Genomic DNA, 13,236 nt, shown 5'->3' on the forward strand with positions numbered 1-13,236 from the left:
TTTCAGCATTATGAATCATATTATAATTTACGATTCTAACATGATAACTCGCATTATTATTTACGGAGATTAACATTATAATTCATATTGTCCGTCACCGAGTGGATCTACCACAACGTAACGGCTGGCTCCCCCTTCTGCTTTGGCTCGTTTTGCTTCTACAATAGCATCTTGACGCGTTCCTTCATCTGCTTGCCAAGGGATGAACATAGCATATACGCTTTGCAGTCCATACGGTCCATATTGTCCTCGTGAAAGTACACTATGCCAGCCTACCTTGTCTTCGTACATACGCACCTTTTCAAGGCGCTCCTCTTGTACGCCTGTTTCGTCATAGTACACATTATAATGATTAGACCAAATGTCACCTACACCTACGCGCTCGTCTTTGGCCATCTTATGCCGGTTAGCCCATTGTACCTTCCACTTAGCGATAAGCTCATCTATATAATTTGTTACACTTTGACTTTGTTTATATTTAACAGGGTCAAAGGCAGGTTCTACGACCTTACTGTAATCAAGGCCTGCCATGGATAAAATGATACCTGTATTCACATATGGCAATGCTTCCTGTACGGAATATCCCCCTTCTAAGACTGCTATATCTGCTTGTAATAAATCGACTAACTCTGCATAGCCCTTTGCAGTTACCTGCATATTGGCTAATGGATCGCTAAAGTGATTATCTTGCCCAGCCGAGTTAATGACGATATCTGGATTAAACTCTTCAAGGATAGGCAATACAAGCTCACGCATGACCTTCATCAAGCCTTCGTCACCCGTACCAGGCGGTAGTGGAATATCGATGTTACCACCGATGGCCTGAGGTCCACCAAATTCATCCATAAAGCCTGTGCCAGGATATAAAGTACGTCCATCTTGATGGAAGCTAATATACAACGTATCAGGATCATGGTAAAACACATCTTGAGAACCATCACCGTGATGTACATCAGTATCTACTACGGCAACGCGTTTAATTCCATAGGTTTGACGTATGTGTTGAATCATAACGGCTTCAATATTAATCGTACAGAAGCCACGAATACCATGAACCATAGCCATCGCATGGTGACCTGGTGGTCTTACTAACGCAAAGGCACGATCTACTTCACCGCGCATAACCGCATCAGCTGCCGCAATAGCACCTCCAGCAGATACTCGATGAGCTTCAGTCACCCAAGACTCTAAATTTGGAGCACCAACATGAACTCGCTCTATTGTATCCCAATCCGCTACTATTGGATTATATTCTCTAATATTCGGTATATCTAACAAACCTTCCTCTACAATTTGATCACGCGTATAGAGTAAACGCTCTTGTCGTTCAGGATGTGTTTCAGAAATTTTCCAGTCAAACGCAGGGAAAAAGACAAGACCTAAACTGTGATGATATTTAGCTTTATCAATAGTAGAATTCACGTCGTCATTCAGTTTCGTGTTCATAACTGTTTCTATAAGACCATGACGCTCACGATAGGATAGTCCTTTATTCCACATAGTGTTTCACCCCCGCCGCTAGTTGTACTTTCACCGTAATTAAACGCTCCATAGATTGCCAGCCCTCTACAACAGGGAAATCCTCAATGCTAATGATCTCGATTTCTTGCGACGTATCTAAACCTAAACGAAAAGCCTCTTCACTAAGAGCCTCCTTAGCTCGTTCTACAACTTGCTCCGCTCGTTTTAAAGTACAATTTTGCTGTTTAATACCTAATTCCGGAATGACAAGTAAACGACGTTTTGTATCTACATGAGCAGTGAGTTCGATGGTAGATAGAGCTAGCGCAGCACCAATAGCATTCGCTACGGCTGCATTTTCTGGAATCGTAATAGGTAAATCCATATATTCTCCAATGCTCGCTCCGAGACTTGGAGCCGTGCCCCCTACTACAACAATATGTTCAGGCACAAATATATCAGGATTTACAATATCTGCCACCACATAAATAGGGCGTTTGTTCTCAACCGTTATGACCTCATCTACGCCACGTTGAATCGTTTCCAACGCATTTTGTAGGATTAGTCTTGCTACATCAGAGGCGGTCTTAATAAGAGTTAGTTGATTATTTGAGATATTTACATTATTAGATTGAAACGTAGCCTGGATAGCATCTGCTAAATCTTGTAAAGCTCGTGTTGCTAGATTAAAGTCGCCATAGTTCGCTTGACCGAGCACGATAAGTGCATCCCCCAAGGTAGGTTCTATACCCCCTAGAGCTACCGATGGTCCCACTCGTTCAGGACCTACGGTAAGATTACCATTTTTAAAGCGAACTACAGATTCCCCACCAATGCCGACAGAGGTAACGGCAAAGGATCGTACTGCACTTGGATACTCACGAATAGATACACCATTTTTTGTCATCAATGGTCTACCATGCTTCCAAAGAGATATATCCGTTGTAGTACCTCCAATATCTAGAGCCACTGTATGCTGATTACCTATAACGCCAAGAGCAGATAGTCCAAGAACTGTTGCGGCAGGGCCTGTAAAGGCGGTCTCTACCGGGCGACTCACCATGTGTTCTATTGGAAGAGAGCCTCCATCTGCTTTTAAAATGTGAAGTGGGGCCACTATATTTCGAGCACGGAGAGCGTCTTCGACATTTTCCTTAAATACCGTAAATACGAGTGTCACAGCGCTATTAAAGTAAGCGCTAATAGTACGCCGAGGGAAATTTAAAGAGCCACTTAATAAACTGCCATTAGAAATTGTATGATATGTGTTTTTCAATTCCTCTGTAATAGATAATTCTTCCTGAGGATTCCGTACACCAAATTTAGCTGATACAGCAGCCAAATCAGTACCACTACGTGCTTGAACCATGTTGGCTATGCCACGTACCGCATCAACAGGGGTATGCTCTACAACGATACCTCTATGATCTGTATAACCTTGAAGATATATAGGGCTTACAGGAAATATATCATCAACGTTTCGCCCAGGCCCTGTTACTACATAAAGGTCTACAGGCTTCTCCTTTCCTTCTACAATAGTGTTAGTCACCACGGTAGTAGATAAAGTTACCTGTTCAATATTTGATGCATCATAACCCTCCAAAACTGCATCTAAGGCCTCACCTATACCATTCATTAGATTATTCTTTGTAGTCCGCCTCTTGGCAGTTGCCACTACACGATGGCCATCAATGATAACAGCATCGGTAAAAGTACCACCTACGTCTAACCCTAGTAACATATAACCTCCTTATTAGTATTAATAAAGAATCTATACAAACTCAAAACAAAGTAAAGAAAACTCAATTTAAGCTAGCATATAATCTCTATTTGAACTAATATACAAGCCTTCTTCAAACCTGCGTATAGTCCGTATTCAGTCTCATTATATATAAAAAAGCTGTACCCATCTCTATGTGATGAGTACAGCCTTCTGTTATTTACCAGATACAGATGCGTAATTTTTGATGATAACAATCGGAGTCATTTGACTATCATTACCAAATGGATTATCAATCAGCAATTGTGCAATTTTTTTAGCGTCAATGCCACGACTTGTACCTAAAATAGCGGACCGTTTCAAGTCATTAACGTCAGCTACAACGGCACCATAACAACCTGTGCGAGATACAATTTTCTCAGCCACTTTATCAGGATCCTTTGGACCAAATACAATGTGCTTATCAAATGGAGGCATAGTCCCCGTTACATCATCGGTTAATGATGCAGCACGAGCAATTGCATAGAACACGCCAGGTTTACGGAAAATTTTAGCAATAGCACCTAAAATAAAAGCACCTAACACCTTCCATTTACCGTCCAAATTCATAGCCGATTGCATACCATAAATAGATGCCATAGAGCCATCTGGATGGATAAAACGATTAATTAAACGAGCTTGCCAGCACACATTTAACTCTTCAGGACGTGTAAAACGGCCTTGCGTAATAGCCACTACAGATTCAGCAACGCATACGATATCTTCAGGTCCAATATTATGACCGCCAAATTCAACGATAGCATCAACGATGTCATCATTATCTGTAAGAATACGTGTTGGCACACATACTAACTCTAATTCTGCCATTGTTATGCCTCCTTATTGAACCATTGCTGCTTGAACTTCTTCAGCAGTCAAACGAATACGCTGTTTATCGATATGATAGTCTGTCCGACCTACGATTTGGTAGTAAATATCGATGTCCATATAAGGGAATCCCTTAATATCTTCTCGAATATTGCCAGTTTTACCTGTTAATGTAACATATACACGAATTGTGCCACCTTTGCGTGGTTTGATAATTATAGCTTCAAAGTATCCATCTTGACGCGGACGATTAATATCCATAGCCCAAGCATTTACCTTAACTGCATCAAAATGTTCTTCAGGTAATAATGGACGTGGAAATAAGTCCATTATTGTGCCCAATTGGCGCCCTTTATTTACAAATGGTATATCACAGAACAACGTAATGGATTCAAAACTACGATCAGATACTTGAAAGTTCGTTGCTCGTTTCGCTAATAAGACAATATTTTCATTACCTTGTTTCAATACAAACAAACGGAATAATAAGTACAGAGCTGCAACAGCCACAATAATAGCTATTACTGCACTGAGGATGTTATAAAACCACATAGGGTATCTCCTTTATAATGTAATATGTTCAATGGTACGACGGCTTGTATCAAGGAAGGATGCACTCAATGCATCACCAAGTTCGACATCCTTTGTAAAATACAATGTCACGGTACCTACAGTATCTTGAGGATTGAAAAGATTTTTACTCTCTAGTCTGTGACGAACCAATTCACTTGTTTCAAAAGCAGGGTCAATGAACCGAATTCGACCTGAAGTAAGTTCCTCTAGTAAAGGTTGTACAAATGGGAAATGGGTGCAGCCCAAAACGACTACCTCAATTTCTCGAGATAATAAAGGTTCTAAATACTCCTTGCATATTTCACGAACAAAGTAATCATCTAAATGACCTTGTTCAATAAGCCCCGCCAATTCTGGACAAGGTTGTTCCCAAACCAAAACCTCATGATCAACTTCTAAAGCCACATGCTTATGAATATGACTATTTACAGTGGCTACGGTTGCCATAATACCGATAGTCTTGCTTTTACTTTTATTAATGGCTGTTTTCACACCTTGTGATACACCAATAACCGGCACAGATACAAGTTCACGTACCGCATCAAGAGCCACAACGGTGAAGGTGTTACAGGCAATCACCATCAACTTAACAGGCTGCTTTTCTAGCGTCTCCGCAATACGACACGCCAAATAAGTGATTTCATCATCACTGCGATTACCTACAGGATTATTCGCATTATCACCGATATAAATGAAATCTTCGTTAGGAAATTGTTCTTGTAACACCTTTAACACAGATAATCCGCCTACACCAGAGTCAAATACACCGATAGGCAATTGTTGTACATTACTCATGCGGCATCTCCTCAACAGCTGCTAACATAGGCAGATAAAAAGTATCGTCTAATCGCACAATTTTTCCTGTTAACTTTGACATAAAGGCGTTCTTAGTTTCTCCCGTAGCAAGTAACGCACCATCACTAGCACGGCGCATGCGATAGCGAAACACCATTTGAGCCCTCGTCATCTTAACCAAATACGTTTCGATGTGAAGTTCATCATCGAAATTCGCAGGTTCTTTATAATTGCAAGATACATTCATGATAGGAAATACAATATCCTCATTCATCATATCCCACAAAGTGACACCGATTTTACGAAGGAATTCAATGCGCGCCATTTCAAACCATCTAAAATGGTTACTATGGTGAGCAATCCCCATCATATCAGTTTCATAAAATCGTACATTTACTGAAGCAATATGCATAAATTCTGTCCTTTTTAAATAGTATACAATTTTTATTCTATATCTATTACTTTAGTGTGTCAAATAAATAAAGGCAGTTCAATCACTGTGGATCAAACTGCCTAAAATGGTAAAAGTTAGCGACTGCTACCAAATGGAAAGAATTTTTTTGCCTCTTCTTGATGACTCGTTTTGATATAACGATTCGCAATCTTAAAGGCTAATCCGAGTACTGCCACATCATCTACCCAACCTAATACAGCAATCGCATCCGGCACAATATCAATAGGTAATACCAAATACCCTAAGGCACCTGCAATGACCGCTTTTACATATTTGGGAGTATCCTTGTCACGAAAACAAAGGAACAAGGTTACTGCTTGTTGTACAAAGGCAAGTTTCTTACCATATCGACCAAGAAACCCTAAAAATCTTGATTCGCTAAAATACTTACCATACTTAATAATATTAAATGGATTCATAGTAATAATAATCCTTCAGCGTTTATTTACGCAAACCGTCAATTTTTTCTTTCGCTGTATTAACAGTGTTTGTAGCAACATCTTTTGCTGTCTCTACAGCATCAGAAGCTTTAGTTTTTGCAGTTTCTACTGCTACTTGTGCAGAAGCTTTTGCCACTTCTACACCACCTTTTGCGAATTCTTTGGCTACTTCAATACCTTCTTTAGCAGAATCAATTTTTTCTTTCGCTGCATCAGAAACCTTTGCTACAACCTCTGCTGCGTTATCATGGATTTGGTATTTTGTTTCATTATTCCATTTATTGATGGCAGGTGTTACTTTTTCATCGTAAACTTGCTTTAAAGATTCTTTAGCAAGACCTGTTTCGTTAGCAATCCCAGCCCATACGTCACGTTGACCTTGAGTGAAAGGAATGCTAGCACTTGCATCACGAACGATTTCAGAAGCAATAGCTTTGCCATTTTCAAAGAATTCAGCAACCATCGGTTTGTAACGTTCGATATCAGAAGGCATACCATCTTGAATCCAAATATGTGCAATTTTACCAATAGCATAAGTTAAACCGATAGCTACAGGAACGCGAACAGCTTTAATTGGAATTAGAAGGGATACTGCAGCTGTACCTACAGCTGTGCTAAGACCACCTACTAAACCAACTACAGCACCTGCTTGCAATTCTACATCATAAAGATGAGCAATGCGAGTTACCATGTACGTAGCATTGGCGCACAAAGCGACACTGCTGAATTTAGAGGATAATGCCAATGCTGCCGCACGACCTGCCCCCCAGAAGATAAATTGTTCAACTTGATAGTCACGATCTTGAGATCCATCCGTAAGGGGCTCAAGTGTTACGCCATTATATTCTGCCATAAGTATTCTCCTTTGTTGTAAACCAACTATAGGTCTTATTATTAGTATTATTATACCATTCTATTGATAGAAGTGAAATGAATTTTTCTAATTATCCATATATAACAGCTTCTAATATTTTCTATATTACCAACTTGTGAGTCCTCCATCGATTGTCCAGGCTGCACCTGTCACAAAAGACGCCTTATTACTCAACAAAAATACAATTACTTCTCCAATTTCATGAGGCTTAGCAATACGACCTAATGGGTAATGTTGGCCCATTTCAGCCTTAGCAGCCGCCGCATCTTGGTGGGCATTAGCAATCTGTTTATCTACTAATGATGTATCTACATCACCAGGACACACACAGTTTACACGAACACTGTGAGGTGCCATTTCAAGGGATAGAGATTTTGTAAAGCTCACTACAGCTCCCTTTGACGCACCATATACAGAACACGCTACATTACCTTGTAAACCTGCATCACTAGCGATTGTTACAATACTGCCCTTTGAGGCTCGTAAATAGGGAAGCGCCGCTTGACATAAGAATACAGTACCTTTTACATTGGTCCCAAACATTTCATCAAAAGCTGCTTCTGTAACATCAGCTAGTAACTCTTCTTCATAATAGCCTGCAGCTGTTACAAGAGCAGACACCCCACTAAATAAATCTACTGTTTCTTTTACAATTCGCTGACAGTCCTCAATTTTAGATACATCACCTTGAATATATTGTACCTTAGAGGAATAACGACGTAGCTTAGTTTTAGCCTTTTGACCAACTTTTTCATTTCGACCATTGATGACTACACACCAACCTTCTTTAAGTAAAAGCTTTGCCGTAGCAAATCCAATACCCGATGTACCACCACTAATCAAGGCCACTTGAACATCACTTTTATGAGGCATACCTTGCCCTCCTATAATGTTGAAATATAGTCATAGACTAATTTCAACAACATAACTGTCGTTACCGACAAGAATACAACTCGCACCAAAGATGAGCCCTTCGCAATTGCCAAATGCGAGCCTAAATAAGCACCTATAATTTGACCTGCCCCGGTGGCAAGACCATACGTATTATTGACGTGTCCTAAATATAAAAATACCAATAAAGATGCCAAATTACTAGTAAAATTCAATATTTTTGCATTAGCAGATGCATGTAAAAAATCAAAGCCTGTAAAGATAAATCCCATAATCAGAAATGTACCTGTACCAGGACCAATAAAGCCGTCATATATACCAATGCCAAGAGCAAAAGCCATACAAATATATAGCGCTTTTCCTGTTACCTGAGATGTACGATTGATTTCACCCCAGTCTTTTTTGAACACCACAAAGAGTGTTACACAAACAAGTAATATGATAATAATAGGCTTTACATATAGCGGTGGTAAAGAAACAACCGCCAAGGTACCAAGCATAGAACCCACAAAGGTAAAAGGCAGTAATTTGCGAACTAGGGAAAAATCAACCATGTGATTTCTTAAAAATGTAATCGATGCACTACCAGCACCAAAGATACTGGATAATTTATTACTGCCTAGAGCCACACTAGGTGGAAGATTTGTTAATAACATGGCAGGTACAGAAATGAGGCCTCCCCCGCCTACAATGGAGTCTACAAAGCCAGCAAACGCACCAGCTACGGCAAGTAAAACGAGTATAAGGATATCAAATGGTAAACCTGTTACCGCAATGAGCCACTCCATAATAAACCTCCTACAGATAGCACATCAACGGTCGCCAAAGGCCACCGTTGTCATGCTAATTTATTTTATTTTGCACCTAGACGATCGAGGGCCAATGTATAACCATCCGCACCATATACTAAACAGCGCTTTACACGACTAATCGTAGCAGTACTCGCACCCGTTTCTTCTACGATTTTCTCATAGCTATCCCCTGCGCGAAGCATTTTTGCTACTTGTAAGCGTTGAGATAATGCTTTTAATTCGTTAATCGTACAGATATCTTCAAAAAATGCATAGCATTCCTCTGTATTTTCAAGCGTTAAAATGGCGGTGAACAATTCGTCATTTTGTTGACTTCTCAATTTTTCATTGATACTCATAGGATCCTCCTACTTCTTATTCATCGCTTTAGACCAAGCATCACCAATCATTTGTACAACTTGTACCAATACAATCAAGATGATGATTGTAGCGATCATAATATCGGCTTGGAAACGTTGGTAACCATATCGGATAGCAATATCCCCAAGGCCACCACCACCAATAGCACCAGCCATCGCAGAGTACCCGATGAGGTTAACGATAAGAACCGTTACATTGTCAATAATTGTTGGCAATGCTTCTGGTAATAATACTTTCCAAATGATTTGTAATGGGCTTGCCCCCATAGATTGAGCCGCCTCGATAACGCCAAAATTGATGTCCTTAATAGACGTTTCTACAAGGCGTGCCAAAAACGGAATTGCCGCAATGGTCAACGGCACACATGCTGCAGTTGTACCGATGGATGTACCTACCACCATACGAGTAAACGGAATGATAGCAACCATCAAGATGATGAAAGGTACAGAACGTGTAGCATTGACAATGGCACCCAATACTTTATTGAGTGCTACATTTTCTAAGATATGACCTTTAGAAGTAACAACCAAAACAACACCAAGAGGAATACCTAATAACATTGCCATTACGGTAGAAATTATCGTCATTTGCAATGTATCAAGGGTACCAGTTATGAGTAGATTAATGATTTGCTCTGACATAACCGATCACCTCGCTTTCAATTGGTAACATTTTGATGTAGTCCAAACCTTCTTGCGCATTTTCTGGGTCACCATTCAAGATAACGATGAGGCGACCAACGCTCGTATTTTGGATGTAATCAATGCCGCCAAAAAGGATGCTTACATCTAAATTAAAGCGTCTTACAAGGCCTGCTACTACAGGCTCATCTGTTGCTTGTCCTGTAAATTTGAGACGAACTAAGGGCGCGGTCCCTGCAATCCATTGATCATGCAACTCTAGATGTTCCAATGCTTCTGGAGGTAAGTTATCACTCACTACAGAGCTAATAAACTCTTTTGTCGTATTTTCGCGAGGATGTGTGAATACTTCAATAGTACTACCTTCTTCGAGGATGACACCACCTTCAATAACCGCCACGCGATCACAGATTTCACGGATAACGTGCATCTCATGTGTAATGAGCACAATAGTGAGCCCCATCTTCTCATTAATATTTTTCAACAATTTCAAAATGGAATCTGTTGTTTGAGGATCAAGGGCAGAGGTAGCTTCGTCACAAAGGAGGACCTTTGGATTAGACGCTAAAGCACGAGCAATACCAACACGTTGTTTTTGACCACCAGATAATTGAGATGGATAGTTGTTCATACGCTCAGTAAGGCCTACAATATCAAGGATTGGCGTAATGCGTTCCTTGATTTCAGATTTGCTCATTCCTTGTAATTCCAACGGAAATGCCACATTGTCATATACGGTACGAGAGGACAATAGGTTAAAATGTTGGAAAATCATGCCAATATCTTTGCGCGCTTTACGCAAATCAGATTTGCTAAGTGTTGTTAAATCTGTACCATTTACGATAACAGAGCCAGATGTAGGTGCTTCGAGCATGTTGATGCAACGAATCAATGTGGATTTACCGGCACCGGATTGACCGATAATGCCAAAGATTTCGCCTTCTTTCACATTTAGGCTAATATCTTTCAACGCTTCCACACGAGTAGCGCCTTCATAGACTTTACTAATGTGTTCTAATTGTATCAAAATAATTTCCTTTCTTAAGGTAAATGTTTAACATTTGATGAAAGCAGCTTATCTATCAAGGTAGTCCTTCTTCCATCAATTTTTCTAGAGCTTCGCGTAGACGAAGTGTAATAGTACCTGGTTTACCACCAGATACTGGATTTCTGTCTAGCTTAGTAATTGGAATGACACCACCAATTGTATCGGTAAAGAATAGTTCATCCGCATCATCCACAAAGTTACGATCGAATTCTTTCTCAATAATGGTAATACCTAAAGATGGTGCTACACGGGTTAAGATCATTTGGCGCGTAATGCCTTTTAAGATATGATTATCCGCTGGATGCGTGTACAAGATACCATCTTTAACAGCAAACACATTAGATGTCGCGCCCTCTGTACAAATGCCATCACGGAACAAGATGGCTGTATAGGCAAATTTCTTTTCTGCTTTTGTTTGCGCCAAAATATTCGGGATCAAGTTTGTAGTCTTAATATCTACATGATTCCAACGTTCATCAGGTAAAGCTATCGCTTTTACACCTTCACCCAATTTATTGACTTCATCTAAATCCAAAGTACGGATAGACATAAGCATTTGTGGTTCTAATTTGGAGCGATCATAAGCATGATGACGTGGTGCTACACCACGAGAGATTTGTAAATAAATATAGCCCTCTTTGATTTCACTTTGCTCGATCAAAATTTCGTGCAATTCTGTCAAATCATCAGGAGTCATTTTTACAGGGATATCCATTTCACGCATAGAGCGATACAAGCGATCTTGGTGGTAAGACAAAGCGAAGCAACGGCCTTTTACGACGCGAACAACTTCATATACAGAGTCACCAAATAAATAGCCACGGTCATCAATGCTGATAACTTTAGCACCTGGTTCGACGAATTCACCGTTAAAATATGTTAATTCTTGCATAGGAGCACCTCTTTTTCTATTCCGTTACTCTATCAAGTGGTAATCATCATGGACTTATTATAACACAATTACTTTCAAATTTTCACACTTTACTTTGTGAAAGATAATAATTCGATATACAAAAATCCGCTAGGATACCATAGTTAAAAACTATATCCTAGCGGATGTATAACAAATATTATGTTTATACTAAATCAGCACTACAAAACTAACTAAAACTGCATACACCATTAACGTACTAGCACCAATTAGGTCTCTCAATAAAATAGTTCTCATACTAAACTAATGCCCCAGTATAAATTTACGGATAGATTTAGGCACATAATTAAGGCCCACTGTAGTCAAATAAGATAATGCTAACGCCATACCATACATAATTAGCACGTTGGTCACCGTATACAAGAGATTATATTTAGCCATCACACCAAAAATGATTAACAACCAAAATGGATGCGCTAAATAAATACCATACGATTTATCGCCTATCTCAGACCAAATGGACTCCATCGTCACGTTCATAGGTAGCCTTTGGAATAGGAACAAACTAAACATCGTTCCCAATCCTGTATAAAGAACGCCCATAGGACTCATTTGATGTACCGTATAAATTGCTTCCAACACAGTGTAATGCCATACGTCCATGACATAGTAATAAGAGCCAAGCATTAATAATATAGAGCTTACCGCACTGACGCCTAAAAGGTAACGATAACGCCACATATATTCGCAGACGATTTCATATCGTTCAGCACATACGGCACCTAAAAGGAAAATCCACACATAATGAATAACCCAATAGTTGAGTCGCATATCAAAAAGATATTTAAGAACTGGCTGATTGCTTAGATTTTCTGTTACCCAACGGCCAAGCATGTAAGACGAAACATAATCGATACCAACTTGGATGACAAATAGTAACACCAGCCAAAATACAGGCCGTTTTAAAATGACTTTCACCATGGCCCGCCATAATGGCATCATCACGTAGAACCATAGCAAAATAACCATAAAATATAGATGATACATAGAGGTACCAAAGAGTAGATTTATCGCCAACGGCCCTGGATGTAAATTGCCAAGGTTATGAGCTGTCATCCCTGTATATAGCAAGTAAAAGATGGACCACGTAATATATGGAAATAGCACCACCTGAATGCGGCGGTGCATAAATTCCTTATATGAGAATGGTCCCTCTACCGAGGTATGATAAAACAAGCCAAATGCAGAGAGGAAGAAAAACGCAGGCACTCCAAAGCGAGAGAGAATTTCTAACACGCTGATGAGTTCTAAATTTACAAAAGGATTTTGCAATGCGTAAGATCCTACATGAATGCCGATAACACCGAGCATACAGAGGCCTCGCATATAAGTAATTTCCGGTAAAAACGCTTTTTTCATAGCCATTGCC

15 protein-coding genes are annotated in these 13,236 nt (G+C 39.8%); all 15 read right to left on the bottom strand.

The genetic code is table 11. The annotated features are described in order from the left end of the window. Positions 1-75: 75 nt before the first annotated feature. The 15 genes from ACMKPP_RS02670 to ACMKPP_RS02740 all read right to left on the bottom strand — a co-directional run bounded on the left by ACMKPP_RS02670 (position 76) and on the right by ACMKPP_RS02740 (position 13,232). Positions 76-1,500 (bottom strand): histone deacetylase family protein, encoded by a 1,425-nt coding sequence (locus ACMKPP_RS02670; RefSeq protein ID WP_418369276.1) that lies wholly within the window; start codon positions 1,498-1,500, stop codon positions 76-78. After that, a complete protein-coding gene (locus ACMKPP_RS02675) occupies positions 1,490-3,202 on the bottom strand; it encodes a hydantoinase/oxoprolinase family protein (protein ID WP_418369277.1) in 1,713 nt (570 codons plus the stop codon). The genes ACMKPP_RS02670 and ACMKPP_RS02675 overlap by 11 nt, the downstream gene beginning before the upstream one ends. Positions 3,203-3,397: 195 nt before the next feature. Beyond that, complete coding sequence (locus ACMKPP_RS02680) at positions 3,398-4,048, bottom strand: coenzyme F420-0:L-glutamate ligase (protein ID WP_004693597.1); 651 nt, start codon at positions 4,046-4,048, stop codon at positions 3,398-3,400. Positions 4,049-4,060: 12 nt separating this feature from the next. Beyond that, on the bottom strand, positions 4,061-4,600 hold the full coding sequence (locus ACMKPP_RS02685) for a hypothetical protein (protein WP_004693598.1): 540 nt from the start codon (positions 4,598-4,600) through the stop codon (positions 4,061-4,063). A 12-nt stretch (positions 4,601-4,612) separates the two neighbouring features. Then, on the bottom strand, positions 4,613-5,416 hold the full coding sequence (gene murI, locus ACMKPP_RS02690) for a glutamate racemase (RefSeq protein WP_004693600.1): 804 nt from the start codon (positions 5,414-5,416) through the stop codon (positions 4,613-4,615). Beyond that, positions 5,409-5,828 (bottom strand): acyl-CoA thioesterase, encoded by a 420-nt coding sequence (locus ACMKPP_RS02695; protein WP_004693602.1) that lies wholly within the window; start codon positions 5,826-5,828, stop codon positions 5,409-5,411. Before ACMKPP_RS02695 ends, murI begins: the two co-directional genes overlap by 8 nt. A 116-nt stretch (positions 5,829-5,944) precedes the next feature. Further along, positions 5,945-6,289, bottom strand: coding sequence for a YkvA family protein (locus tag ACMKPP_RS02700; RefSeq protein WP_004693603.1), 345 nt, complete (start codon positions 6,287-6,289; stop codon positions 5,945-5,947). Positions 6,290-6,311: 22 nt separating this feature from the next. Beyond that, positions 6,312-7,163, bottom strand: coding sequence for a hypothetical protein (locus tag ACMKPP_RS02705; RefSeq protein WP_004693605.1), 852 nt, complete (start codon positions 7,161-7,163; stop codon positions 6,312-6,314). 126 nt (positions 7,164-7,289) lie between these two features. After that, positions 7,290-8,057: an SDR family NAD(P)-dependent oxidoreductase gene (locus ACMKPP_RS02710; RefSeq protein ID WP_418369278.1), complete on the bottom strand. Its 768-nt coding sequence runs from the start codon at positions 8,055-8,057 to the stop codon at positions 7,290-7,292. A gap of 11 nt (positions 8,058-8,068) precedes the next feature. Then, positions 8,069-8,863, bottom strand: coding sequence for a TSUP family transporter (locus tag ACMKPP_RS02715; RefSeq protein WP_418369279.1), 795 nt, complete (start codon positions 8,861-8,863; stop codon positions 8,069-8,071). A gap of 65 nt (positions 8,864-8,928) precedes the next feature. After that, positions 8,929-9,225 carry a YerC/YecD family TrpR-related protein gene (locus ACMKPP_RS02720; protein WP_004693609.1) on the bottom strand — a complete coding sequence of 99 codons (297 nt, stop codon included), beginning with the start codon at positions 9,223-9,225 and terminating at the stop codon, positions 8,929-8,931. 9 nt (positions 9,226-9,234) lie between these two features. Next, positions 9,235-9,888: a methionine ABC transporter permease gene (locus ACMKPP_RS02725; protein WP_004693611.1), complete on the bottom strand. Its 654-nt coding sequence runs from the start codon at positions 9,886-9,888 to the stop codon at positions 9,235-9,237. Beyond that, positions 9,869-10,915 (bottom strand): methionine ABC transporter ATP-binding protein, encoded by a 1,047-nt coding sequence (locus ACMKPP_RS02730; RefSeq protein ID WP_004693613.1) that lies wholly within the window; start codon positions 10,913-10,915, stop codon positions 9,869-9,871. Before ACMKPP_RS02730 ends, ACMKPP_RS02725 begins: the two co-directional genes overlap by 20 nt. A 55-nt stretch (positions 10,916-10,970) precedes the next feature. Continuing rightward, the gene (locus ACMKPP_RS02735; RefSeq protein ID WP_004693615.1) at positions 10,971-11,828 is read right to left on the bottom strand and encodes an aminotransferase class IV; all 858 of its coding nucleotides are present in this window, start codon (positions 11,826-11,828) and stop codon (positions 10,971-10,973) included. Between the two features lie 282 nt (positions 11,829-12,110). Then, positions 12,111-13,232, bottom strand: a complete 1,122-nt coding sequence (locus ACMKPP_RS02740) for an acyltransferase (protein WP_004693617.1) — start codon at positions 13,230-13,232, stop codon at positions 12,111-12,113. Between the last annotated feature and the right edge of the window lie 4 nt (positions 13,233-13,236).

Origin of the sequence: Veillonella parvula, from assembly GCF_048309325.1 — a bacterium.
Classification (GTDB): Bacteria; Bacillota; Negativicutes; order Veillonellales; family Veillonellaceae; genus Veillonella; species Veillonella parvula_T.

Excerpts from the sequence above, each read along its gene's own strand:
- ACMKPP_RS02670 (WP_418369276.1), bottom strand. The coding sequence starts at position 1,500 with ATGTGGAATAAAGGACTATCCTATCGTGAGCGTCATGGTCTTATAGAA.
- ACMKPP_RS02675 (WP_418369277.1), bottom strand. The coding sequence starts at position 3,202 with ATGTTACTAGGGTTAGACGTAGGTGGTACTTTTACCGATGCTGTTATC.
- ACMKPP_RS02680 (WP_004693597.1), bottom strand. The coding sequence starts at position 4,048 with ATGGCAGAATTAGAGTTAGTATGTGTGCCAACACGTATTCTTACAGAT.
- ACMKPP_RS02685 (WP_004693598.1), bottom strand. The coding sequence starts at position 4,600 with ATGTGGTTTTATAACATCCTCAGTGCAGTAATAGCTATTATTGTGGCT.
- murI (WP_004693600.1), bottom strand. The coding sequence starts at position 5,416 with ATGAGTAATGTACAACAATTGCCTATCGGTGTATTTGACTCTGGTGTA.
- ACMKPP_RS02695 (WP_004693602.1), bottom strand. The coding sequence starts at position 5,828 with ATGCATATTGCTTCAGTAAATGTACGATTTTATGAAACTGATATGATG.
- ACMKPP_RS02700 (WP_004693603.1), bottom strand. The coding sequence starts at position 6,289 with ATGAATCCATTTAATATTATTAAGTATGGTAAGTATTTTAGCGAATCA.
- ACMKPP_RS02705 (WP_004693605.1), bottom strand. The coding sequence starts at position 7,163 with ATGGCAGAATATAATGGCGTAACACTTGAGCCCCTTACGGATGGATCT.
- ACMKPP_RS02710 (WP_418369278.1), bottom strand. The coding sequence starts at position 8,057 with ATGCCTCATAAAAGTGATGTTCAAGTGGCCTTGATTAGTGGTGGTACA.
- ACMKPP_RS02715 (WP_418369279.1), bottom strand. The coding sequence starts at position 8,863 with ATGGAGTGGCTCATTGCGGTAACAGGTTTACCATTTGATATCCTTATA.
- ACMKPP_RS02720 (WP_004693609.1), bottom strand. The coding sequence starts at position 9,225 with ATGAGTATCAATGAAAAATTGAGAAGTCAACAAAATGACGAATTGTTC.
- ACMKPP_RS02725 (WP_004693611.1), bottom strand. The coding sequence starts at position 9,888 with ATGTCAGAGCAAATCATTAATCTACTCATAACTGGTACCCTTGATACA.
- ACMKPP_RS02735 (WP_004693615.1), bottom strand. The coding sequence starts at position 11,828 with ATGCAAGAATTAACATATTTTAACGGTGAATTCGTCGAACCAGGTGCT.
- ACMKPP_RS02740 (WP_004693617.1), bottom strand. The coding sequence starts at position 13,232 with ATGGCTATGAAAAAAGCGTTTTTACCGGAAATTACTTATATGCGAGGC.